22 protein-coding genes are annotated in these 22,739 nt (G+C 68.7%); 17 read left to right on the top strand and 5 right to left on the bottom strand.

Going from position 1 to position 22,739, the window contains the following annotated elements; translation table 11 throughout:
• From accC to B7P44_RS03080, 5 genes are all read right to left on the bottom strand, one after another.
• Complete coding sequence (accC, locus tag B7P44_RS03060; RefSeq protein ID WP_084900529.1) at nt 1-1,368, bottom strand: acetyl-CoA carboxylase biotin carboxylase subunit; 1,368 nt, start codon at nt 1,366-1,368, stop codon at nt 1-3.
• A gap of 85 nt (nt 1,369-1,453) precedes the next feature.
• Nucleotides 1,454-1,930 carry an acetyl-CoA carboxylase biotin carboxyl carrier protein gene (accB, locus tag B7P44_RS03065; RefSeq protein ID WP_084900532.1) on the bottom strand — a complete coding sequence of 159 codons (477 nt, stop codon included), beginning with the start codon at nt 1,928-1,930 and terminating at the stop codon, nt 1,454-1,456.
• A 65-nt stretch (nt 1,931-1,995) separates the two neighbouring features.
• On the bottom strand, nt 1,996-2,448 hold the full coding sequence (gene aroQ, locus B7P44_RS03070; RefSeq protein ID WP_029226401.1) for a type II 3-dehydroquinate dehydratase: 453 nt from the start codon (nt 2,446-2,448) through the stop codon (nt 1,996-1,998).
• A 194-nt stretch (nt 2,449-2,642) separates the two neighbouring features.
• Nucleotides 2,643-3,191, bottom strand: coding sequence for a TlpA family protein disulfide reductase (locus B7P44_RS03075; protein WP_084900536.1), 549 nt, complete (start codon nt 3,189-3,191; stop codon nt 2,643-2,645).
• Between the two features lie 7 nt (nt 3,192-3,198).
• On the bottom strand, nt 3,199-3,843 hold the full coding sequence (locus B7P44_RS03080) for a UDP-N-acetylmuramate--alanine ligase (protein WP_084900539.1): 645 nt from the start codon (nt 3,841-3,843) through the stop codon (nt 3,199-3,201).
• A gap of 217 nt (nt 3,844-4,060) precedes the next feature.
• On the opposite strand from B7P44_RS03080, the gene mpl reads away from it, so the two are divergent.
• The 17 genes from mpl (at nt 4,061) to pyrF (ending at nt 22,644) form a co-directional block, all read left to right on the top strand.
• The gene (gene mpl, locus B7P44_RS03085) at nt 4,061-5,455 is read left to right on the top strand and encodes a UDP-N-acetylmuramate:L-alanyl-gamma-D-glutamyl-meso-diaminopimelate ligase (RefSeq protein ID WP_084900541.1); all 1,395 of its coding nucleotides are present in this window, start codon (nt 4,061-4,063) and stop codon (nt 5,453-5,455) included.
• Nucleotides 5,452-6,021, top strand: coding sequence for a YqiA/YcfP family alpha/beta fold hydrolase (locus B7P44_RS03090; RefSeq protein ID WP_084900544.1), 570 nt, complete (start codon nt 5,452-5,454; stop codon nt 6,019-6,021). Before mpl ends, B7P44_RS03090 begins: the two co-directional genes overlap by 4 nt.
• Before the next feature lie 83 nt (nt 6,022-6,104).
• Nucleotides 6,105-8,192 carry an RNB domain-containing ribonuclease gene (locus tag B7P44_RS03095; protein ID WP_084900546.1) on the top strand — a complete coding sequence of 696 codons (2,088 nt, stop codon included), beginning with the start codon at nt 6,105-6,107 and terminating at the stop codon, nt 8,190-8,192.
• A complete protein-coding gene (gene aroE, locus B7P44_RS03100) occupies nt 8,189-9,052 on the top strand; it encodes a shikimate dehydrogenase (RefSeq protein ID WP_084900549.1) in 864 nt (287 codons plus the stop codon). The genes B7P44_RS03095 and aroE overlap by 4 nt, the downstream gene beginning before the upstream one ends.
• Before the next feature lie 16 nt (nt 9,053-9,068).
• Nucleotides 9,069-9,809 (top strand): monofunctional biosynthetic peptidoglycan transglycosylase, encoded by a 741-nt coding sequence (gene mtgA, locus B7P44_RS03105; RefSeq protein ID WP_084900552.1) that lies wholly within the window; start codon nt 9,069-9,071, stop codon nt 9,807-9,809.
• Between the two features lie 428 nt (nt 9,810-10,237).
• Nucleotides 10,238-11,854 (top strand): S10 family peptidase, encoded by a 1,617-nt coding sequence (locus B7P44_RS03110; protein ID WP_084900554.1) that lies wholly within the window; start codon nt 10,238-10,240, stop codon nt 11,852-11,854.
• Between the two features lie 79 nt (nt 11,855-11,933).
• A complete protein-coding gene (locus tag B7P44_RS03115) occupies nt 11,934-12,332 on the top strand; it encodes an EF-hand domain-containing protein (RefSeq protein ID WP_084900557.1) in 399 nt (132 codons plus the stop codon).
• Between the two features lie 376 nt (nt 12,333-12,708).
• Nucleotides 12,709-13,611: an IclR family transcriptional regulator gene (locus tag B7P44_RS03125; protein WP_084906354.1), complete on the top strand. Its 903-nt coding sequence runs from the start codon at nt 12,709-12,711 to the stop codon at nt 13,609-13,611.
• Nucleotides 13,608-14,633 (top strand): 2-dehydro-3-deoxygalactonokinase, encoded by a 1,026-nt coding sequence (locus B7P44_RS03130; RefSeq protein WP_084900559.1) that lies wholly within the window; start codon nt 13,608-13,610, stop codon nt 14,631-14,633. Before B7P44_RS03125 ends, B7P44_RS03130 begins: the two co-directional genes overlap by 4 nt.
• A gap of 29 nt (nt 14,634-14,662) precedes the next feature.
• A complete protein-coding gene (locus tag B7P44_RS03135) occupies nt 14,663-15,340 on the top strand; it encodes a 2-dehydro-3-deoxy-6-phosphogalactonate aldolase (RefSeq protein WP_084900562.1) in 678 nt (225 codons plus the stop codon).
• The gene (locus tag B7P44_RS03140; protein ID WP_084906352.1) at nt 15,340-16,119 is read left to right on the top strand and encodes an SDR family oxidoreductase; all 780 of its coding nucleotides are present in this window, start codon (nt 15,340-15,342) and stop codon (nt 16,117-16,119) included. Before B7P44_RS03135 ends, B7P44_RS03140 begins: the two co-directional genes overlap by 1 nt.
• A 103-nt stretch (nt 16,120-16,222) precedes the next feature.
• Nucleotides 16,223-17,218, top strand: a complete 996-nt coding sequence (locus B7P44_RS03145) for an arabinose ABC transporter substrate-binding protein (RefSeq protein ID WP_084900564.1) — start codon at nt 16,223-16,225, stop codon at nt 17,216-17,218.
• A 66-nt stretch (nt 17,219-17,284) separates the two neighbouring features.
• Nucleotides 17,285-18,796, top strand: coding sequence for an L-arabinose ABC transporter ATP-binding protein AraG (gene araG, locus B7P44_RS03150; protein WP_084900567.1), 1,512 nt, complete (start codon nt 17,285-17,287; stop codon nt 18,794-18,796).
• A gap of 62 nt (nt 18,797-18,858) precedes the next feature.
• Nucleotides 18,859-19,872, top strand: coding sequence for an L-arabinose ABC transporter permease AraH (gene araH / locus B7P44_RS03155; protein ID WP_084900570.1), 1,014 nt, complete (start codon nt 18,859-18,861; stop codon nt 19,870-19,872).
• A 19-nt stretch (nt 19,873-19,891) separates the two neighbouring features.
• A complete protein-coding gene (locus tag B7P44_RS03160) occupies nt 19,892-20,671 on the top strand; it encodes an SDR family NAD(P)-dependent oxidoreductase (protein ID WP_084906356.1) in 780 nt (259 codons plus the stop codon).
• A 47-nt stretch (nt 20,672-20,718) separates the two neighbouring features.
• The gene (locus tag B7P44_RS03165) at nt 20,719-21,777 is read left to right on the top strand and encodes an aldose 1-epimerase (protein WP_084900572.1); all 1,059 of its coding nucleotides are present in this window, start codon (nt 20,719-20,721) and stop codon (nt 21,775-21,777) included.
• Between the two features lie 39 nt (nt 21,778-21,816).
• On the top strand, nt 21,817-22,644 hold the full coding sequence (gene pyrF / locus B7P44_RS03170) for an orotidine-5'-phosphate decarboxylase (protein WP_084900575.1): 828 nt from the start codon (nt 21,817-21,819) through the stop codon (nt 22,642-22,644).
• Nucleotides 22,645-22,739: the final 95 nt, after the last annotated feature.

Below are 22,739 nucleotides of genomic sequence, written 5' to 3' on the forward strand. Positions count from 1 at the left end.
TTACGCTTCTTCCGGTGCGACCTGCTGCTTCTGCGCGAGCCGGTTTTCGAGGTAGTGGATGCTGGTGCCGCCTTCGACGAACTTCGAGTCGATCATCAGCTCGCGGTGCAGCGGGATGTTGGTCTGGATGCCTTCGACCACCATTTCCGACAGCGCGATGCGCATCCGGCTGATCGCCTGCTCGCGGGTCGCGCCGTAGGTGATCAGCTTGCCGATCATCGAATCATAGTTCGGCGGCACGAAATAGCCATTGTAGGCGTGCGAGTCGACGCGCACGCCCGGGCCGCCCGGCGTGTGCCACGACGTGATCCGGCCCGGCGACGGCGTGAACTTGAACGGATCTTCGGCGTTGATCCGGCATTCGATCGCATGTCCGCGGAACTGGACGTCACGCTGGCGCAGCGTGAGCTTCTCGCCGGCCGCGATGCGGATCTGTTCCTGCACGATGTCGACGCCCGTGATCAGTTCCGACACCGGGTGCTCGACCTGCACGCGCGTGTTCATCTCGATGAAGTAGAACTCGCCGTTCTCGTACAGGAACTCGAACGTGCCCGCGCCGAGGTAGCCCATCTTCTTGCACGCGTCCGCGCAGCGGTCGCCGATGCGGTCGATCAGGCGGCGCGGGATGCCGGGCGCCGGCGCTTCCTCGATCACCTTCTGGTGGCGGCGCTGCATCGAGCAGTCGCGCTCGCCGAGCCACAGCGCGTTCTTGTGCGCGTCGGACAGCACCTGGATCTCGATGTGGCGCGGGTTCTCGAGGAACTTCTCCATGTAGACCTGCGGATTGCCGAACGCACGGCCGGCTTCCTCGCGGGTCATGTTCACCGCGTTGACGAGCGCCGCTTCGGTGTGCACGACGCGCATCCCGCGGCCGCCGCCGCCGCCCGCCGCCTTGATGATGACCGGGTAGCCGATCGAGCGGGCAATCTTCACGATCTCCTTCGGATCGTCGGGCAATGCGCCCTCCGAACCCGGCACGCACGGCACGCCGGTCTTGATCATGGTCTGCTTGGCGGTGACCTTGTCACCCATCAGGCGGATCGTCTCCGGACGCGGGCCGATGAACGTGAAGCCCGATTGCTCGACGCGTTCCGCAAAGTCGGCGTTTTCCGACAGGAAGCCGTAGCCGGGGTGGATCGCCTCGGCGTCGGTGACTTCCGCGGCGCTGATCAGCGCCGGCATGTTCAGGTAGCTCAGGTTCGACGGGGCCGGGCCGATGCAGACGGCTTCGTCCGCGAGGCGCACGTACTTGGCTTCCTTGTCGGCTTCCGAGTAGACGACCACCGTCTTGACGCCGAGCTCGCGGCACGCGCGCTGAATGCGCAGCGCGATTTCACCGCGGTTGGCAATGAGGATTTTTTCAAACATAGCGAGTATTCGTCTCTTCGAGGGGCGCGCGAATGGCGCCTGGAGAGCATCGGCGGCGCGCGGCGCAGCGGCCGCGCGGCGGACTTTAGCCGATCACGAAAAGCGGCTGGCCGTATTCGACGGCCTGGCCGTTCTCGACGAGGATTTCCTTGATCACGCCGGCCTTGTCGGACTCGATCTCGTTGAGGAGCTTCATCGCTTCGATGATGCAGAGCGTCTGGCCTTCCTTGACCGTGTCGCCGACCTGGGCGAACGGATCGGCGCCCGGCGACGGCGCGCGGTAGAACGTGCCGACCATCGGCGACGTCACGACGTGGCCCTGCGGCACGGCGGGCGCAGCAGCGGCGCCTGCGGCCGGCGCGGCAGCGGCGCCCTCGGTCGCCAGCGATACCGCCTGCGCGGGCGCGCTGATTTGCGGGACATACCCGCCCGTCGGCTGCACATAGACCGGCGGCGCGTTCTTGACGATGCGCACCTTGCCTTCGCCTTCCGTTACTTCCAGCTCGGAGATGCCGGATTCGGAGACGAGGTCGATCAGAGTTTTCAGCTTACGAAGATCCATCGGGAATTCCCCTTTCAATACGTGAAAGCGCCGGTTGGAGCCGGCGCTGAATCTAGATCGTGAAATCAGCCGCGCGACGCGCCTTGCAGCTTGTCGAGCGCGTATTCGAGCGCGTACAGGTAACCTTTCCAGCCGAGCCCGCAGATGACGCCTTCGGCCTGGTCGGAAAAGTAGGAGTGATGCCGGAACGCCTCGCGGCGGTGCACGTTCGACAGGTGAATCTCGACGAACGGGATGCCCACGCCTGCGAGCGCGTCCCGGATCGCGACGCTCGTATGCGTATACGCGGCCGGATTGATCAGAATGAAATCGGTTTGTTCATCCCGCGCGGCCTGGATGCGGTCGACGAGCGCGCCTTCATGGTTGCTCTGGAACGACGTCAGCTCGACACCCGCTTCCTGCGCCCGCGCGGCAAGCGCCTGATCGATCTGCGCCAGCGTGACGCGGCCGTACACCTCCGGTTCCCGGGTGCCGAGAAGGTTCAGGTTCGGGCCGTGCAGCACCAGCAATCGTGTCATGGTCGCTTCTATTTCTGCGGAATTGCGCGAACTTTAGCGCTATTTAGAGAAATTTGTCCAGTTTCGCCGAACGGCCGGCCGCGCGGCGCCGGCAAGATTTACCGGCGCGCCGACAAAGTGTTCGCGAATTCACGCGAATATGATGCGATCGCTATCCAAATCGCCGACAACGTGCAGCACGTTCGTCGGACGGCTCAAAGCGCGTCGAGGGTCTTTTTCAGCTCCGCGGGTTGGATTTGTCCTAATTTCGTCTCGCGGATTTTGCCATGCTCGTCGATGACGACCGTAAACGGCAGCGCGCCGGCCGTGTTCCCGAAATTGCGGGCCAGATCGGCGCCCGCATAGCCGCTGACGAACACCGGGTAGTCGACCTTCACCTTCTGCAGGAAGTTCTTCACGTTCTGTCCGGAATCGACGCCGATCCCGATGAAACGGATGCCCTTCTGCCGGTATTCATGCGACAGCGCGACAAGCTCCGGCATTTCCTGGACGCACGGGCCGCACCACGACGCCCAGAAATTGACGACGACCTTCTGGCCCTTGAACGACGCGAGCGTCGCCGGCTTGCCGTCTGCGTCGGTCAGCGCGGCGGCCCACAGCTGGCCGACCGCGTCGCCCGGGGCGGGCGCCGCCTCGGCGACATTCTCGACCGGGCCGCCCCGGAACCAGTGGCCGGCGGAGAGGCCGCCCGCGACGGCGACCGCGGCCACGACGGCGAGCGTCAGCATGCGTTTCATGTTCATCATCGAATCAAGTGGGTTCTGAAGAGGTGTCGCTGGCCGCGAGGAGCGCGCGCAAAGCGGTTGCGTCGGCGCGCGGCAGCCGGCCGCGCGCGTCGGCCTTTACCGCGCCGCGCAGGTCGTCGCTCGCATACAGCGCGACGTGGATGCCGACCGGCTCGTCGCCGCGCCGGCCGCGCCACAGGAAGCTCAGCGTCTCGACGTCGCCGCGACCGGCGAAGTGCCGGGTTTCGGACACGTCGTACTGGACATTCTGGTTCAGCAGCGAAATCGCGACATCCTTCGGATTATCAGTAAACGTCTGCAGGTGGATATCCGAATGCGCGTTCGCGGTGCCGTTCAGTACCGCGCCCGTCACATACGGATTGAAATCGGCGAGCCGGCGCATCCAGTCGAGCGCGACCTCGCGCAGCCGCCGCAGCTCGTCCGGCTGCGTGTCGCTCTGGAACAGTGCGAGATACTCGCGCAGTTCCTCCTCGATCTGGTCGTTATCCGGCAACCATTCGCCGGCAACGCGCGCGTCGCCGAGCAGCTGGCGCGCGGCCTTGCGCTTCGCGCCGGCGTAGTCCAGGCCGTCCTCCGCGATCAGGCGCGCGGCGGCCTGGGCAATTTCCTCGCGGACGCGCCGCGGGTCGACTAAGGGTTTGCGAGACATGATGCGGCAATCATACTCGATCGACGCCGCAGCCGATGGTGGTGCGGCCGCTTGCCGCCAGTCGCGGCGGCGGCGTCCGGCGCATGGGCCGCCGGGCGCGGCAGGCCGTCAGTTACAATAGCGGCCGGCGAGGCGCGCCGGCCGCGCGGCCTGTCCGGCGCCTCGCCCATCCACTTTCCGAATCGACGGCGCCCCGGCGGCGCGAAAGCATTCCTCTATGCACATCCATATTCTTGGCATCTGCGGCACCTTCATGGGCGGTCTGGCCGTACTCGCGCGCGCGGCGGGGCACACGGTCACCGGCTGCGACGCAGGGGTCTATCCGCCGATGAGCACGCAGCTCGAGGCGCAGGGCATCCAACTGATCGAGGGCTACAGCGCCGAACAGATCGACCTGAAGCCGGACCTGTTCGTGATCGGCAACGTCGTGAAGCGCGGCAACCCGCTGATGGAGGCGATCCTCGATCGCGGCCTGCCGTACGTGTCGGGCCCGCAGTGGCTCGGCGAGCACGTGCTCGCCGGCAAGTGGGTGCTCGCGGTCGCGGGCACGCACGGCAAGACGACCACGTCGTCGATGCTCGCATGGCTGCTCGAGGACGCGGGCCTGAACCCGGGCTTCCTGATCGGCGGCGTGCCGCTGAACTTCGGCGTATCGGCGCGGCTGACCGACTCGAGCTTCTTCGTGATCGAGGCGGACGAATACGACACCGCGTTCTTCGACAAGCGCTCGAAGTTCGTCCATTACCGGCCGCGCACCGCGGTGCTGAACAATCTCGAGTTCGATCACGCCGACATCTTTCCGGATCTCGCCGCGATCGAGACGCAATTCCATCATCTCGTGCGCACCGTGCCGGGTGTCGGGCGGCTCGTCTCGAACGGCCGCGAGGACGCGCTCGAACGAGTGCTTGCGCGCGGCTGCTGGAGCGAGGTCGAGCGCTTTGGCGTCGACGGCGGCTGGCAGGCGCTGGCGGCCGAGGACGGCGTGGCGGTCGACGAACGCTTTGCCGTCTACTGGCGCGGCGAGCGGTTCGGCGAAGTCGCGTGGCAGGTGCAGGGCGAGCACAACCGGATGAACGCGCTCGCGGCGATCGCCGCCGCGCGCCACGTCGGCGTGCCGCCGGCGCAGGCGGCAGCTTCCCTCGCGTCGTTCCGCAACGTGAAGCGGCGCATGGAAGTGCGCGGCAGCGTGAACGGCGTGACCGTCTACGACGACTTCGCGCACCATCCGACCGCGATCGAAACGACGATCGCCGGCCTTCGTGCGCGCATCGGCGGGCAAAACACCCGCATCCTCGCGGTGCTCGAGCCGCGTTCGAACACGATGAAGCTCGGCGTGATGAAGTCGCAATTGCCGGCGAGCCTCGCCGATGCCGACCTCGTGTTCGGCTACGGCGCGCCGGCCGGCCGCGACGCGCTCGGCTGGAACCTCGGCGAAGCGCTCGCGCCGCTCGGCGACAAAGCCCATGCGTTCGACGATCTCCACCAACTGGTGAAGGCGGTCGTGGCGGCCGCGCGTCCGGGCGACCACGTGCTCGTGATGAGCAACGGCGGTTTCGGCGGCGTCCACCAGAAGCTGCTCGACGCGCTCGACACCGGCGGGAGCCGCGCGTGATCCTATATCTGCACGGCTTTCGCTCGTCGCCGGAATCGGCGAAGTCGCGGCTGCTCGCCGCACGCATGGCCGAACTGGGCCGCACCGGCGAATGGCGCTGCCCGTCGCTGTCGATGTCGCCGCTCGCGGCGATCGCGGCGGCGGAAGCCGAGGTCGCCGGCACGCGCGACGTGACGGTGATCGGCAGCTCGCTCGGCGGCTATTACGCGACCTGGCTCGCCGAGAAGCACGGCTGGAAGGCGGTGGTGCTGAATCCCGCCACCGAGCCGCAGCGCGACCTCGAGCAGTATCTCGGCGAGCAGCCGCTGTGGCACGGCGGCGGCACGATCGTCGTCGAGCGGCATCATCTGGACGAATTGAACGCATTGCGCGTGGCGGCGATCACGCGTCCCGAGCGCTACTATCTGTTCGCGGCGACCGGCGACGAAGTGCTCGACTACCGCGAGATGCTCGCCCATTACCCCGGTGCAAAAACCCGCGTGATCGCCGGCAGCGATCACGGGATCAGCGAATTTGCCGACTATGTCGACGACGTTCTCGCGTTTTGCGACGGGCGGGCGACGTAAGCCGGCCGCGGGCCATCGAATCCCATTATCACGAGGCGTCGTCGTTCGACGGCGGCGCCCGGCAGTCTGAACGAGAGTACTGAGTGAACGTTTTCTTCGAGGAATCGGGCAGTTTCAAGGCGGGCAGCGTGCTGTCGCGCCAGGGCGATGCGTTTCAGGTCGAGCTGCCCGGCGGGCGGCGCGCGAAGGTGCGCGCGAAGGACGTGCTGATCGAATTCGAGAAGCCGGCCGCGAGCGAGCTGATGCAGCAGGCCGACGCGGCCGCGCAGCAGATCGACCTGGATTTCCTGTGGGAATGCGCGCCGGCGGAGGAATTCGCGTATACGGCGCTCGCCGCGGAATACTTCGGCGAGACCTACGGCCCGGTCGAGCGCGCGGCGCTCGCGCTGCGCCTGCACGGCTCGCCCGTCTACTTCCGCCGCAAGGGGCGCGGGCAGTACCAGCGCGCGCCGGAAGAGCAGCTGAAGATGGCGCTCGCGTCGCTCGAGCGCAAGCGCCAGCAGGCGCTCGTGCAGGCGCAGTACGAGGAAGAGCTGAAGGCCGGCAAGCTGCCCGCCGCGTTCGACGGCAAGGTGCTCGGGCTGCTGACGCGCCCGGACAAGAACGCGATCGAATACAAGGCGCTCGAGGCGGCGGCCGGCGCGCGCGGCGTATCGCCGGCGCGGCTGATGCTCGACTGCGGCGGCATCGCGTCGGCGCGCGCGCTGCACGAGGCGCGCTTCCTCGCCGAATTCTTCCCGCACGGCACGGGCTTCCCGCCGGTGGCGGTCGGCAGCCTGCCGGACGACCTGCCGCGCGCCGACGTCAATGCCTTCTCGATCGACGACATCACGACGACCGAAATCGACGACGCGTTCTCGGTCGAGCACCTGGCCGACGGCCGCGCGCGGATCGGCGTCCACATCGCGGCGCCGGCGCTCGGCGTCGTGCGCGGCGACGCGGTCGACGCGATCGCGCGCACGCGCCTGTCGACCGTCTACATGCCCGGCGACAAGATCACGATGCTGCCGGACGACGTCGTCGACGTGTTCACGCTGAAGGAGGGCGACTACCGCCCGGCGCTGTCGCTGTACATCATCGTGAACCGCGAGACGCAGGAGATCGTCGCGAACGAGACGCGCGCGGAACTCGTGTTCGTCAAGAACAACCTGCGCCACAACACGCTCGACGAGCTCGTCACCGAAGAGACGCTCGCCGACGGCAGCGGCGATTATCCGCACAAGGACGACATCGCGGTGCTGTGGCCGCTCGCGCAGGCGCTGTTCGAGAAGCGCCAGCTGGCGCGCGCGGGCTACGGCCTGAAGCGCGAAGTGCAGCGCAACACCGATTACAACTTCTACGTCGACGGCGAACACGTGACGATCACGCCGCGCCGGCGCGGCTCGCCGCTCGACCTGATCGTGTCGGAGCTCGCGATCCTCGCGAACTCGACGTGGGGCGCGTTCCTGCACGACCACACGGTGCCCGGCATCTATCGCTCCCAGCGGGGCTTCGGCGCGCCGGGCCCGAAGCGCACGCGCATGCAGACGAGCGCCGCGCCGCACGAAGGCCTCGGCGTGCCGCAGTACGCGTGGAGCACGTCGCCGCTGCGCCGCTACGTCGACCTCGTCAACCAGTGGCAGCTGCTCGCGTGCGTGCAGCATGGCGTCACCGCGAAGCTCGCCGCGCCGTTCAAGCCGAAGGACGCCGACCTCTACGCGGTCGTGCAGGGCTTCGACGACACCTATTCCGCGTACGCCGACTACCAGCGCCGGATGGAATATTTCTGGTGCCTGCGCTGGCTCGTCCAGGAAGGCAAGAAGCAGGTCGTCGCGAGCGTCGTGAAGGGCGACCTCGTGCGTCTGGAGGACGTGCCGCTGCTGCTGCACGTGCCGGCGCTCGGCGTGCATGCGCGCGGCACCCGCGTGCTGCTCGACGTGATGTCGATCGACGAGCTGACGATCGAGGCATCCGTGCGGCTGCTCAACGTGCTCGACGCGCCGGTCGTGTCGGGCGGCGAAGCGGCCGAAGAAGAGGAAGACGGCGAGAACGGCGACGACGTGCTGCTCGACGCGGACGACGCGTCGGCGCAAGCCGAGGCCGAAGCGCTCGCCGAGGCGGATGCCGGCCCTGCGCAGGGCGATGGCGCCGCAGCCGAAAGCAACGGCAACGAGGAGGAGCGCGCATCATGAATCCGGCCGCGTCGACGCGCGGGCCCGACCGCTACGTCGTGTTCGGTAACCCGGTGGCGCACAGCAAGTCGCCGTTCATCCACGCGCAGTTCGCCGCGCAGACCGGCGAGCCGGTCGTCTATGAGCACCGGCTCGCGCCGGTCGACGGCTTCGAGCCCGCCGTGCGCGCGTTCATTGGCGAAGGCGGCCGCGGCGCGAACGTGACGGTGCCGTTCAAGCTGGACGCGCACGCGCTCGCCGACACGCTGTCGCCGCGCGCGGCGGCCGCGGGCGCGGTGAACACGCTGCGCTTCGACGCCGACGGCATCTTCGGCGACAACACCGACGGCGTCGGCCTGGTGCGCGACATCGAGACGAATCTCGGCGTGCGCCTCGCCGGCGCGCGCATCCTGCTGCTCGGCGCGGGCGGCGCCGCGCGCGGCGTCGTGCTGCCGATGCTCGATCGCGCGCCGCTGTCGATCACGATCGTGAACCGCACGGCCAGCAAGGCGGAAGTGCTCGTCGGCCAGTTCACGCAGGCCGCGCACGACGCGGGCTGCACGCTCGCGGGCGGCGGCCCGGACACGGTGCGTGCGGAGCCGTACGACGTGATCGTCAATGCGACCGCGGGCAGCCTCGACGCCGCGTTGCCGGAATGCGACCCGGCCGCGTTCGGCCCGGATACGCTCGCGTACGACATGATGTACGGCGCGCAGCCGACCGTGTTCATGCAGCACGCGGCGTCGCTCGGCGCGCGTGCGGCGGACGGGCTCGGGATGCTCGTCGAGCAGGCGGCCGAATCGTTCTTCGTCTGGCGCGGCGTGCGGCCGGACAGCGCGCCGGTGCTCGCGGCGCTGCGCCAGGCGCTCGCCGCCCATTGAGCGGGGCCGGCGGCAGGTGGTCGCGGTAAGCGGTGCGCAGCGGCGCGAGCGGGCGGTCGGCCCGGTGCGCTGGCTCGTCTACGCGGGCTCGGTGTTTGCGGGCGCGTGGCTCGTGACGCAGCTCTACTATTTCGCGCAGATCGCGATCTGGTCGGTCGTGAACCCGGGCTCGACCGCATTCATGCGCACCGACGCATGGTGGCTGTCGCGCGACAATCCCCCGGCGTCGATCCGGCATCAATGGGTGCCGTACGACCAGATCTCGCGCAACCTGAAGCGCGCGCTCATCGCGTCGGAGGACGCGACCTTCGCGACCAACAACGGCTACGACGCCGACGCGATCCTGCAGGCGTGGGAGAAGAACAAGGCGCGGGGCCGCATCGTCGCCGGCGGCTCGACGATCACGCAGCAGCTCGCGCGCAACCTGTTCCTGTCGCGCGAGAAGAGCTACGTCCGCAAGGGCCAGGAGCTGATCATCACGTGGATGCTCGAGACGCTGCTCGACAAGGAGCGGATCTTCGAGATCTATCTGAATACCGTCGAATGGGGGCGGGGCGTGTACGGCGCCGAGGCGGCCGCGCGCTACTACTACCGGATTCCGGCCAGCCGGCTCGGCGCGTGGCAATCCGCACGCCTCGCGGTCATGCTGCCGAAGCCGCGCTATTTCGACGCGCATCGCGGCACCGCCTACCAGGCGCAGCGCGCGGCCGTCATCGCGCGGCGCATGGGCGCGGCCGCGCTGCCGCAGTCGGAGTAAGCGCGCCGCTCGTTCTGCACGAGCGGCAATTCAGCGGTTCCTGCCTCATTTTTGCGCTGCAACGCATGCGCGCCATCAAGCATTGCGCACGCATTATCTAGACGAATTCCTCTATTTCAGTTCGCTGACCAATACCCGTGTTCGGTCCCTGTTTGGTTGCTGGCGCAACGAAAAACCCGGCAATTTTTAGCGGATTCGAATAAACACGCAGCTTGTTGAAAGCCGCGCGAAATGCAACGTTTCGGAAGTCGAATCATTTCTGAAAGCTCCGCGCCGCATCGAATTTCCTTCGAATATTTCCAAATTTTTCAAAGCGGAACGGCTCACGTATATTGGCCTGCGCCTCGGCCTATCGGCCGTGCCTTCGAGGCGGGGGGCGGCCTATCCGACCGCTCGACACAACAACATTCGAGAGAAGGAAAACAACGATGCCAGCGAGCAAAGCGAAGTTGTTATTGGGTGCAGTTCTCGCTTCGCTGATCCTGGCGGCGTGCAATGGAGACGACGTGACGTCGGCCTCCAGCTCCGCAAGCGCCGACAGCTCAGCCGATACCGCTTCCACGGCGGACAAGCCTTACAACGATCCCAACCGCTATTCGTCAGACCCGGGCGCGTCGATCACCGCGTCGGCCGCGCTCGAACGCGCCGCCGTCACGCATCACCAGATCACGCTGAACGGCAAGACGATCCGCTACACGGCCACCACCGGCCACCTGACCGCGCGCAATCCGCAGACGGGCGCGCCCGAGGCGTCGTTCTTCTACGTCGCGTATACGGCCGACAACCAGCCGGCGGCGCAGCGGCCGGTCACGTTCTTCTATAACGGCGGGCCGGGTTCCGCATCGGTGTGGCTGCATCTCGGCTCGTTCGGCCCGCGGCGCGTCCAGACCGGCGACCCGAACGCGAACACGTCGTCGTTCCCGTTCGTCGACAACGCGGAGAGCCTGCTCGACACGACCGACCTCGTGTTCGTCGACGCGATCGGCACCGGCTTCTCGGAAGCGGTTGCGCCGAACACGAACCAGTCGTTCTGGGGCGTCGACGAGGACGCGGGCGCATTCCGCGACTTCGTGACCCGCTACCTGGCGGTGAACCAGCGCGGCAGCTCGCCGAAATATCTGTTCGGCGAATCGTACGGGACGCCGCGCACCGACGTGCTCGCGAACCTGCTCGAAAGCGCCGGCGTGAATCTCACGGGCATCGTGCTGCAGTCGTCGATCCTCGACTACAACAGCAACTGCGACATGGCGAGCAACAACATCGGCAGCTCGAACAACGGTTCGAGCCCGGTGAGCTGCGCGGGCTTCGTGCCGAGCTACGGCCAGGTCGGCGCGTACTACCAGCTCGACAATCCGAACCCGTCCAGCATGCCGCAGTACGCGGACCAGATGCGTCTGCTGACGGCGGGCACCTACGTGCCGGCAGTGAACGCCTACCTCGCGAACCATACGGCGCCCCCGGGCAGCCTCATCACGACGATGGCGAATGCCACCGGCGCGAAGGCGCCGATGTGGCGCGCCGATTTCAACGTGGTCCCGACCTCGTATGACAACAGCTACCAGCTGTCGCTGATCCCGGGCACGCTGATCGGCCGCTATGACGCACGCGTGAACGTACCGGTGTCGAGCCCGCTCGCGTCGGAAGGCGATCCGTCGAGCACGTTCATCACGAAGCCGTTCACCGACACGATCGGCCGCTATCTGCCGAACGAGCTGAAGTACACGGCGCAATCGGCCTATTCTGTAAGCAGCAATGCGATCCAGACGTGGGACTGGAGCCACGACGGCCTCGCGATGCCCGACACGATCCCCGACCTTGCCGCGGCGCTGACGCTGAATCCGGCGCTGAAGGTGCTGTCGCTGAACGGGTACCACGACATCGCGACGCCGTTCTACCAGACGGAGCTCGATCTCGCGCGGCTCGGGTCGCAGCCGAACCTGACGATCAAGGACTATCAGGGTGGACACATGGTCTATCTCGACGATACGTCGCGTCCGCAGGAGAAGGCCGACCTCGTGACCTTCTACAACGCGATCGCGCATTGACCCGATGCGCGGACCGGCGGCGCGCGCCACGGCGCGAGCCGCCGGCTGTCGACGACCTCATTCCAGACTGGAGCCTGACATGAAGAAGCGATTTATCGTCATCGCCGCGGCGCTCGCCTGCGGCAGTCTCGTCACCTCGCTCTGCGCGTTCGCGCAGGCGAGCGACGCCGCCGCACCCGTGCGGTCCCGCCAGGCGCAGCTCGGCGATCCGTACGTGCCGCCGGCCGCGCGCAAGCCGACCGCGGGCACGCAGACGACCGGCGCCGCGCTGCACGCGCAGGTGGTGGCCAAGCTCGCCCGGCAGTTCCGCGCGGCCGACACGCAGAACACCGGCTCGGTGACCGAAGCGCAGGCGCGCGCGGCCGGACTCGGCTACGTCGCGAACCACTTCCGGCAGATCGACTCGACCGGCAGCGGGCGCGTGTCGTTCAGCGACGTGCAGCGCTACATGCAGACGCGCGACGCGAGCCAGCAGTAACCACATCGCGAGCACGACTAACGGGGGCGGAACCTGCAGCGAATGCGGGTTCCGCCCCCGTATTACATCGTGGTCATGCATCGTGGCCGCGCGTTAACGCCGCGAATCCCGGTGTCACGTGGTTGCACGCCGCAATATCTCAGTATCTGGACAACGCATTCAAATATTGGAGCTGAATGCGCGCACTCCTACAATCCGAAGCACATCGACAGGCTTCGGACTCCTGCATCGCGCGGCGCCCGACGCACACGGAGACACTTTCCATGACGTTCGCCGGGCGCTTTCCTCGGTGCATCGACCGCCGCTTCGCCGCGGCGCCGGATCACGGTCCGGCGCGCGCAGCGGCATGACCGATTCCGCTGGAGACAGCCCGCCCATGACCAAGATGCCCGTACCCTTTGCCCTCGACATCCGCCGTCCGGCGCCGGACGGCGCGCCGCCGCTCACCGACAGCATCGGCGCGACCAGCACGCCGCTCGATCTGGCCGCGCAGCAGGCCGGCACGCAGACGCTCCTGCGCGGCCTCGCGATCCTCGAGGCGATCGCGAACGGCGCGCGCGACATGCGCGCGATCGGCGCGGCGCTCGGCACGACGCGCAGCACCACGCATCGTCTCGTCAGCAGCCTCGTGCAGGCGCGCTACCTGCGCCAGGTGCAGGGTGGCTACCTGCTCGGCCCGAAGCTGATCGAGCTTGGCACGATCGCGCTCGAGCAGATGCCGCTGACCGCGGTCGCGCGGCCGCATCTGGAGGCGCTCGCCGAAGCGACGCTCGACACGATCCACCTCGGCGTGCGCGACGGCGACGACGTGCTCTACATCGACAAGATTCCCGGCACGCGCGGGCTCGAGATGCGCTCGCGCGTCGGCCACCGGATGCCGCTCGCGTCGACCGGCATCGGCAAGGCGATGATGCTCGACCTCGAGCCCGACACGTGGCGCGCGCTGTTCGAAGCCGCGCGGCGCGCGCTCGCCGGCGTGAATTTCAAGCCGGACCGCCACCCCGACGCAAGCGCGTTCCTGCAGCGCATGGCGTATTACGCGGCGGGCGGCTACACGTTCGATCTGGAGGAAAACGAAGCGTCGATCCGCTGCGTCGCCGCGCCGATCCGCGATGCGTCCGGCGCGATCGTCGCGGCGGTGTCGGTCGCGAGCACGATTCCGTACATGCCGCACGACCGGATGGACGAACTGATTCCGCTCGTGCAGCGCGAAGCGCGAGCCATTTCCGCGGAGCTGGGCTGGAGCCCGCCGCAGGGTACCCGCAGGATCAAACGATGACGAACCCGACCCGGATCGCTCCGGAAACCTTCACTGCCGCCCCGTCGCTGATCGCGCTCGACTGGGGCACGACGTCGCTGCGTGCGTACCTGTATGACGCGCACGGCGCGCTGCTCGCGACGCGAAGCCGCGCGGCGGGCGTGATGCACGTGCCGGCCGGCGGTGCGCGCGCGTTCGACGCCGCGTTCGAGGACGCGTGCGGCGACTGGCTCGACCGCGCGCCCGGCGTGCCGGTGCTTGCCGCCGGCATGGTCGGCAGCGCGCAGGGCTGGCGCGAGGCGCCTTACGTCGAAGCGCCGGCGGGCGCCGACGCGCTGGTCGCCGGCATCGTCACGATCGAAAGCGCGCGCGGCGCGACGGTGTCGATCGTGCCGGGCGTGATCGCGACGGGCGAACTGCCCGACGTGATGCGCGGCGAAGAAACGCAGATCGTCGGCGTGCTCACTGACGGTTCTTCGTTTGAATCAGATCATTCAGGGGTACTGATCGGCCTGCCGGGCACGCATGCGAAATGGGCGTGGGTGAAGGACGGGCTCATCGAGCGCTTCCAGACCTTCATGACGGGCGAGCTGTTTGGCGCGCTGCGCGATCACACGATCCTCGGCCGCACGATGCGCTCGCCCGAGGAACCCGATCGCGCGGCATTCCTGCGCGGCGTGTCGGTCGCGCGCGGCGCGCAGCGGGCCGGCTTGCTCGCGACGATTTTCAGCACGCGCACGCTGGGCCTCACCGGTCGTCTCGCGCCGCAAGCGCAGGGCGACTACCTGTCCGGCCTGCTGATCGGCCACGAACTGAATGCGCTCGACGCGATGCTCGCGGAACGCGGCGTCGCGCTCGCGAACCAGCCGCTGCTGCTGATCGGCGACGACGCGCTGTGCGCGCGCTACGCGGCCGCGCTGCAGGCGTTCGGCTGCCCGCATGCGCGGGTCGTCGCCAACGCGACCGAGCGCGGGCTGTGGCGGATCGCGTCGCGCGCCGGGCTCGTGCGCGCGGACGGCGCGCCGGTCAGCGCCGATCTATGAACCCAACCGTTTGCGGAGGAAAGTCATCCATGTCGTCCGAACTCACGCTGCCCGCGCCGTATGCGCCGCATCCCGCGCTGATGCGGGCGTTCGCCGCGTGCCCGCTGATCGCGATCCTGCGCGGCATCGCGCCCGACGACGCGCCGGCGCACGGTCACGCGCTCTATGAAGCGGGTTTCCGGATCGTCGAAGTGCCGCTCAACTCGCCCGAGCCGTTCGACAGCATGACGGCGCTGCGCCGCGCGCTGCCCGACGACGCGATCGTCGGCGCCGGCACCGTGCTGCGGCCCGAGTACGTCGACCGCGTGCGGGATGCGGGCGGCGCGCTGATCGTGATGCCGCACAGCGACGGCGCGGTGATCCGCCGCGCGCGGGAGCTGGGCCTCGCGAGCGCGCCCGGCGTCGCGACGCCGACCGAGGCGTTCGCCGCGCTCGCGAACGGCGCGGACGTGCTGAAGATGTTCCCGGCCGAGCAGCTCGGCGTGACGATCGTGAAGGCGTGGCGCGCGGTGATCGATCGCGCGGTGCCGCTGGTGCCGGTCGGCGGCGTCACGCCCGACAACATGCAGCCGTTCCTCGCGGCCGGCGCGAACGGCTTCGGCCTCGGCTCCGCGCTGTACCGGCCCGGCCAGTCCGCCGACACGACCGCGGCCAACGCGCGCGCGTTCCAGGCCGGGCTGCGCGCCGCGCGCGGCGGAGCCGCGTGATGGGTCGCCTCGCGTGCAAGGTCGCGATGGTGACGGGCGCGGGCCGCGGCATCGGCGCAGCGATCGCGCATGCGTTCGCGCGCGAAGGCGCGGCGGTTGCGCTCGTCGACGTCGATCTTCCGCAGGCGCGCACGGCCGCGGACGCGATCGCACGCGAGATCGACGGTGCGCAGGTGCTGCCGCTGCACGCGGACGTCACGCACCCGGACGCGGTGCGCGACGCGCTCGCGCAGGCCGAAGCGACGCTCGGGCCGCTCGACGTGCTCGTCAACAACGCGGGCGTCAACGTGTTCTGCGATCCGCTGACGATGACCGACGACGACTGGCGCCGCTGCTTCGCGGTCGATCTCGACGGCGTGTGGCACGGCTGCCGCGCGGCGTTGCCGGGCATGGTGGCGCGCGGGCGCGGCAGCATCGTGAACATCGCGTCGACGCATGCGTTCCGGATCATTCCGGGCTGCTTTCCGTACCCGGTCGCGAAGCACGGGGTGCTCGGCCTCACGCGCGCGCTCGGCATCGAATACGCGGCGCGCAACGTGCGCGTGAACGCGATCGCGCCGGGCTATGTCGACACGCAGCTCACGCGCGACTGGTGGAGCGCGCAGCCGGACCCGGCTGCAGCGCGAGCCGACACGCTCGCGCTGCAGCCGATGAAGCGGATCGGCCGGCCGGAGGAAGTCGCGATGACGGCCGTCTTCCTCGCGTCGGACGAGGCGCCGTTCATCAACGCGACCTGCATCACCGTCGATGGCGGGCGCGCGGCGCTGTACCACGACTGAAGGACCGAATCGAAAGACCGCAGCGCGAGATGGCCGCGTGCGTGCTGCGTCGACACAAATAAGCGGCCGTATTCCGATCGATGAAGACAAGGAGACACTGGAGATGAAACGCAGATCGTTCGTCACGCTCGCCGCCGCCGCCGCGGTGCTGATGGGCAGCCCGCTCGCGCACGCGGCCGACCCGGTCAAGATCGGCTTCCTCGTGAAGCAGCCGGAGGAGCCGTGGTTCCAGGACGAGTGGAAGTTCGCGGAGAACGCCGCGAAGGACAAGGGCTTCACGCTCGTGAAGATCGGCGCGCCGTCCGGCGAGAAGGTGATGAGCGCGATCGACAACCTCGCCGCGCAGAAGGCGCAGGGCTTCATCATCTGCACGCCCGACGTGAAGCTCGGGCCGGGCATCGTCGCGAAGGCGAAGTCGCACGGGCTGAAGATGATGACGGTCGACGACCGCCTCGTCGACGGCGCCGGCAAGCCGCTCGAGGCCGTGCCGCACATGGGCATCTCCGCGTACAACATCGGCAAGCAGGTCGGCGACGGCATCGCGGCCGAGATCCGCAAGCGCGGCTGGAACATGAAGGAGGTCGGCGCGATCGACATCACCTACGAGCAGCTGCCGACCGCGCATGACCGCACCGCCGGCGCGACCGACGCGCTCGTCGCCGCGGGCTTCCCGAAGGCGAACGTGATCGCCGCGCCGCAGGCGAAGACCGACACCGAGAACGCGTTCAACGCCGCGAACATCGCGCTCACGAAGAACCCGCAGTTCAAGCACTGGGTCGCGTACGGCCTCAACGACGAAGCGGTGCTCGGCGCGGTGCGCGCGGCCGAAGGGCGCGGCTTCAAGGCGGCCGACATGATCGGCATCGGCATCGGCGGCTCCGACTCGGCGCTGAACGAATTCAAGAAGCCGCAGCCGACCGGCTTCTTCGGCACCGTGATCATCAGCCCGAAACGCCACGGCGAGGAAACCTCGGACCTGATGTACGCGTGGATCACGCAGGGCAAGGCGCCGCCCGCGCTCACGCTGACGACCGGCATGCTCGCGACGCGCGAGAACGTCGGCAAGGTGCGCGACGAGATGGGGCTCGCGTCGAAGTAACCGTCCCGGTCGGCTGCCGCACGCTGCGGCGGCCGACGGTCGATCGATCGTAACTGGAGAGGCGAAGTGTCAGCGGCACTGCGTTTTGACAATATCGGCAAGGTGTTTCCCGGCGTGCGCGCACTCGACGGCATCTCGTTCGACGTGCGTGCGGGCGAGGTGCACGGCCTGATGGGCGAGAACGGCGCGGGCAAGTCGACGCTGCTGAAGATTCTCGGCGGCGAATATCAGCCCGATGCGGGCAGCGTGCTGGTCGACGGCCGGCCCGTGCATTTTCCGAATGCGGCCGCGTCGATCGCGGCCGGCATCGCGGTGATCCACCAGGAACTGCAGTACGTGCCGGACCTGACGGTCGCGGAGAACCTGCTGCTCGGCCGCCTGCCGAATGCGTTCGGCTGGGTGAGGAAGGGCGAGGCGAAGCGCTACGTGCGCGAGCGGCTCGCCGCGATGGGCGTCGATCTCGATCCGGACGCGAAGCTCGGCCGGCTGTCGATCGCGCAGCGGCAGATGGTCGAGATCTGCAAGGCGCTGCTGCGCAACGCGCGCGTGATCGCGCTCGACGAGCCGACGAGCTCGCTGTCGCACCGCGAGACCGAGGTGCTGTTCAAGCTCGTCGACGACCTGCGCGCCGACGGCCGCGCGCTGATCTACATCTCGCACCGGATGGACGAAATCTACTGGCTGTGCGACGCGTGCACGATCTTCCGCGACGGCCGCAGGATCGCGTCGCACGCGTCGCTCGCCGACGTGCCGCGCGAGCGCCTCGTCGCGGAGATGGTCGGGCGCGAGATCGCCGACATCTATCACTATGCGCCGCGCGCGCTCGGCGACGTGCGCCTGTCGGTCGACGGGATCGAAGGCGACGCGCTGCGCGAGCCGGCGAGCTTCGCGGTGCGCGCGGGCGAGATCGTCGGCTTCTTCGGGCTCGTCGGCGCGGGGCGCAGCGAGCTGATGCGGCTCGTGTACGGCGCGGACCGCAAGCGGGCGGGCGCGCTCGCGCTCGACGGCGCGCGCATCGACGTGAAGCGTACCGGCGACGCGATCCGCCACGGCATCGTGCTGTGCCCGGAGGACCGCAAGGAGGAAGGGATCATCGCGATGGCGTCGGTCGCGGAGAACATCAACATCAGCTGCCGCCGCCATTCGCTGCGCGCGGGCCTGTTCATCGACCGCAGGACCGAGAGCGAAACCGCCGACCGCTTCATCCAGCGGCTGAAGATCAAGACGCCGAGCCGCCGCCAGAAGATCCGCTTCCTGTCGGGCGGCAACCAGCAGAAGGCGATCCTGTCGCGTTGGCTCGCGGAGCCCGACCTGAAGGTCGTGATCCTCGACGAGCCGACGCGCGGCATCGACGTCGGCGCGAAGCACGAGATCTACGACGTGATCTACCGGCTCGCGGAGCGCGGCTGCGCGATCGTGATGGTGTCGTCGGAACTGCCGGAAGTGCTCGGCGTGTCCGACCGCATCGTCGTGATGCGCGAAGGGCGCATCGCGGGCGAGCTGCCGCGCGCGCAGGCGAACGAGCATGCGGTGCTGAGCCTCGCGCTGCCGCAGACGAGCGCCGCGCAGGCGGCCTGAATCCACACATTCGATTGCGTGCGGCCGCCGCGCCGCACGATGCAGGAGCAGGAGACACCACCATGCAAGTCAGGGAAAACCTCGCCAGTGCCGCCGTGAAGCCGTCGGCCGATGCACTGGCCCCGCAGACCGACCGCCAGAAATGGTGGCAGCAGCTCACCGACTACAGCCTGATCGCGATCTTCGCGGCGATGTTCGTGACGATGTCGCTGACCGTCGACCACTTCTTCTCGATCGACAACATGCTCGGCCTCGCGCTGTCGATCTCGCAGATCGGGATGGTCGCGTGCACGATGATGTTCTGTCTCGCGTCGCGCGACTTCGACCTGTCGATCGGCTCGACCGTCGCGTTCTCGGGCGTGCTGTGCGCGATGGTGCTCAACGCGACCGACAACACGTTCGTCGCGATCCTCGCCGCGGTCGCCGCTGGCGCCGCGATCGGCTTCGTGAACGGCGCGGTGATCGCGTACCTGCGGATCAACGCGCTGATCACGACGCTCGCGACGATGGAGATCGTGCGCGGGCTCGGCTTCATCGTGTCGAAAGGGCAGGCGGTGGGCGTGTCGTCGGACACCTTCATCGCGCTCGGCGGGCTCACGCTGTTCGGCGTGTCGCTGCCGATCTGGGTCACGCTGCTGTGCTTCGTCGTGTTCGGCGTGCTGCTGAACCAGACCGTGTACGGCCGCAACACGCTCGCGATCGGCGGCAACCCGGAAGCGTCGCGGCTCGCGGGGATCAACGTCGAGCGCACGCGCGTCTGGATCTTCCTGATCCAGGGCGCGGTGACGGCGCTCGCGGGCGTGATCCTCGCGTCGCGCATCACGTCGGGCCAGCCGAACGCCGCGCAGGGCTTCGAGCTGAACGTGATCTCCGCGTGCGTGCTCGGCGGCGTGTCGCTGCTGGGCGGGCGCGCGACGATCTCGGGCGTCGTGATCGGCGTGCTGATCATGGGCACCGTCGAGAACGTGATGAACCTGCTGAACATCGACGCGTTCTATCAATACCTGGTGCGCGGCGCGATCCTGCTCGCGGCCGTGCTGCTCGACCAGCTGAAGAACCGCGGCGGGCGCGACTGAACCGATGGAGCCGACCGATATGCATAACGAATCGTCCGCGCGCTACGCGCGCTATCCGAGCCTCGCCGACCGCACCGTGCTGATCACCGGCGGCGCGACCGGCATCGGCGCCGCGTTCGTCGAGCACTTCGCGGAGCAGGGCGCGTGCGTCGCGTTCGTCGATCTCGACGCCGCGGCGGGCCACGCGCTCGCCGCGCGTCTCGCGCATGCGCGCCACGCGCCGCTGTTCGCCGAGTGCGACCTCACCGACATCGCCGCGCTGCGCCGCACGATCGACGCGATCCGCGCACAGAACGGCGCAATTGCGGTGCTCGTCAACAACGCGGCGAACGACGTCCGCCACACGATCGGCGACGTGACGCCCGAATCGTTCGACGCGGGCATCGCGGTGAACCTGCGCCACCAGTTCTTCGCCGCGCAGGCGGTGATCGACGACATGAAGCAGCTCGGCGGCGGCGCGATCATCAATCTCGGCTCGATCAGCTGGATGCTGAAGAACGGCGGCTACCCCGTGTACGTGACCGCGAAGGCGGCCGTGCAGGGGCTCACGCGCGGGCTCGCGCGCGACCTCGGCCCGTTCGGCATCCGCGTCAATTCGCTGGTGCCGGGCTGGGTGATGACCGACAAGCAGCGCCGGCTGTGGCTCGACGACGCGGGCCGCGCGGCGATCAAGGCCGGCCAGTGCCTCGACGCCGAGCTGCTGCCCGCCGATCTGGCGCGCATGGCGCTGTTCCTCGCGGCCGACGACAGCCGGATGATCACCGCGCAGGACGTGGTCGTCGACGGCGGCTGGGCCTGACTGGCGGCCGCGCGACGCGAACCGACACTTCGACGAAGGAGCCCCTCATGACCGCTACGTCCTCGCATGATTCGTCGACGGCGACGCAATCGCGCCGCGTGCGCCTCGCCGCCGCCGCGCAGCCGGTCAGCGCCGGACCGCAGACCGCCGCGCTCGCGCAGGGCGTCGGCGCGTCGCACGCGGCGGCCGTCACGCTGTCGAACGCGGCGCTGCGGGTCGACGTGCTGCCGCATCTGGGCGGCGGGATCGCGCGCTTCGACTGGCGCGACGACGGCGCGCTCACGCCGGTGTTCCGCCCCTGCGAGCGGCCCGACGCCGCGACCGATCCGAACGAGCTCGCGTGCTATCCGCTGCTGCCGTACTCGAACCGGATCGGCGGCGCGCGCTTCGAATGCGACGGCCGCCGCGTCGCGGTGCCGCGCAATCGCGTCGACGAGCCGCTGCCGATCCACGGCGACGGCTGGCTCGCGCGCTGGCAGGTCGACGCCGCGACCGACACGACGCTGCGGCTGTCGCTCGATCGCGGCGACGGCGCGCCGTATGCGTTTCGCGCGACGCAGACCTTCGTGCTCGACGACGCGACGCTGTCGATCGCGCTGACGATCGAGAACGCCGGTCGCGCGCGGCTGCCGTTCGGGCTCGGCGTGCACCCGTTCCTGGTGCGCGACGACGCGACCGCGCTCGCCGCCGCGGCGGGCGGGCTGTGGCTGTCGGGCGCCGACTTCCTGCCGGTGCGGCACGTGAGCGTGCCGCCGGCGTGGCAGTTCGGCGTCGCGTATCCGCTGCCGGCGACGCTCGTGAACCATGCGTTCACCGGCTGGGGCGGCCATGCGACGGTGAGCTGGCCGCGCCGCGGGCTCACGCTGACCGTCGCAGCCGACGCCGACGCGTACGTGCTCTATACGCCGCCCGGCGAGGATTTCTTCTGCTTCGAGCCGGTCGATCATCCGATCAATGCGGTGAACCTGCCGGGCGGCGCGGCCGCGCACGGGATGACGCTGCTCGCGCCGGGCGAGCGGCTCGCGCGGCGCTTCGCGTTCACCGTCGAGCGCAGCGGCGCGCGCGGTGATGCGCCCGCACGCGAAAGCCGCCGGCGACGCAGGTAAAATAGGCGGTCTACCAATGGTTAGCCGCGAGTACCCGCCATGTCTTCCCCGCTTACTTTCATCGAAACGCTGCGCGCCGCGTGGCAGCGCACGAATTCGCTGCTGTGCGTCGGCCTCGATCCCGAGCCGTCGCGCTTTCCCGTGCAGTTCGACGGCCAGCCCGACGCGATCTTCGAATTCTGCCGGCAGATCGTCGACGCGACCGCGCCGTACGCGAGCGCGTTCAAGCCGCAGATCGCCTACTTCGCCGCGCATCGCGCGGAAGACCAGCTCGAGCGCCTGATCGCGCACATCCACCTGCAGCATCCGGGCCTGCCGGTGATCCTCGACGCGAAGCGCGGCGACATCGGCAGCACCGCCGAGCAATACGCGCGCGAAGCGTTCGAGCGCTACCGCGCGGATGCGGTGACGGTGAACCCGTACATGGGCTTCGACTCGGTCGAGCCGTATTTCGAGCACGAAGGCAAGGGCGTGATCGTGCTGTGCCGCACGTCGAACCCGGGCGGTTCCGACCTGCAGTTCCTGGAGACGAACGGGCGGCCGCTGTACCAGGTCGTCGCGGATCTCGCGGCGAACAAGTGGAACGCGAAGAACGGCCAGCTCGGCCTCGTCGTCGGCGCGACGTTCCCGAACGAAATCGAAGTCGTGCGCGGGATCGTCGGCGACATGCCGCTGCTGATTCCGGGCATCGGCGCGCAGGGCGGCGACGTGCAGGCGACCGTCCGCGCAGGCCGCACGGCCGACGGCACCGGGATGATGATCAACTCGTCGCGCGCGATCCTGTACGCGAGCAAGGACGAGGATTTCGCCGAAGCCGCGGCGCTCGCCGCGCAGAAGACCCGCGACGCGATCAACGCGTATCGTTGAGCGGGGCGGGCCGCCGATCGCGGCCCGTATCATGGGCCCATCTCATGCGACCCATCTCATGCGACCCATCTCATGCGGCCCGCGTCGGGCCGCTT

It is taken from the genome of Burkholderia ubonensis subsp. mesacidophila, from assembly GCF_002097715.1.
Taxonomy (GTDB): Bacteria; Pseudomonadota; Gammaproteobacteria; order Burkholderiales; family Burkholderiaceae; genus Burkholderia; species Burkholderia mesacidophila.

Bases quoted from the DNA above. Each gene is read 5' to 3' on its own strand.
- accC (WP_084900529.1), bottom strand. From the start codon at position 1,368: ATGTTTGAAAAAATCCTCATTGCCAACCGCGGTGAAATCGCGCTGCGC.
- accB (WP_084900532.1), bottom strand. From the start codon at position 1,930: ATGGATCTTCGTAAGCTGAAAACTCTGATCGACCTCGTCTCCGAATCC.
- aroQ (WP_029226401.1), bottom strand. From the start codon at position 2,448: ATGACACGATTGCTGGTGCTGCACGGCCCGAACCTGAACCTTCTCGGC.
- B7P44_RS03075 (WP_084900536.1), bottom strand. From the start codon at position 3,191: ATGAACATGAAACGCATGCTGACGCTCGCCGTCGTGGCCGCGGTCGCC.
- B7P44_RS03080 (WP_084900539.1), bottom strand. From the start codon at position 3,843: ATGTCTCGCAAACCCTTAGTCGACCCGCGGCGCGTCCGCGAGGAAATT.
- mpl (WP_084900541.1), top strand. From the start codon at position 4,061: ATGCACATCCATATTCTTGGCATCTGCGGCACCTTCATGGGCGGTCTG.
- aroE (WP_084900549.1), top strand. From the start codon at position 8,189: ATGAATCCGGCCGCGTCGACGCGCGGGCCCGACCGCTACGTCGTGTTC.
- B7P44_RS03110 (WP_084900554.1), top strand. From the start codon at position 10,238: ATGCCAGCGAGCAAAGCGAAGTTGTTATTGGGTGCAGTTCTCGCTTCG.
- B7P44_RS03115 (WP_084900557.1), top strand. From the start codon at position 11,934: ATGAAGAAGCGATTTATCGTCATCGCCGCGGCGCTCGCCTGCGGCAGT.
- B7P44_RS03125 (WP_084906354.1), top strand. From the start codon at position 12,709: ATGACCAAGATGCCCGTACCCTTTGCCCTCGACATCCGCCGTCCGGCG.
- B7P44_RS03130 (WP_084900559.1), top strand. From the start codon at position 13,608: ATGACGAACCCGACCCGGATCGCTCCGGAAACCTTCACTGCCGCCCCG.
- B7P44_RS03135 (WP_084900562.1), top strand. From the start codon at position 14,663: ATGTCGTCCGAACTCACGCTGCCCGCGCCGTATGCGCCGCATCCCGCG.
- B7P44_RS03140 (WP_084906352.1), top strand. From the start codon at position 15,340: ATGGGTCGCCTCGCGTGCAAGGTCGCGATGGTGACGGGCGCGGGCCGC.
- B7P44_RS03145 (WP_084900564.1), top strand. From the start codon at position 16,223: ATGAAACGCAGATCGTTCGTCACGCTCGCCGCCGCCGCCGCGGTGCTG.
- araH (WP_084900570.1), top strand. From the start codon at position 18,859: ATGCAAGTCAGGGAAAACCTCGCCAGTGCCGCCGTGAAGCCGTCGGCC.
- B7P44_RS03160 (WP_084906356.1), top strand. From the start codon at position 19,892: ATGCATAACGAATCGTCCGCGCGCTACGCGCGCTATCCGAGCCTCGCC.
- B7P44_RS03165 (WP_084900572.1), top strand. From the start codon at position 20,719: ATGACCGCTACGTCCTCGCATGATTCGTCGACGGCGACGCAATCGCGC.
- pyrF (WP_084900575.1), top strand. From the start codon at position 21,817: ATGTCTTCCCCGCTTACTTTCATCGAAACGCTGCGCGCCGCGTGGCAG.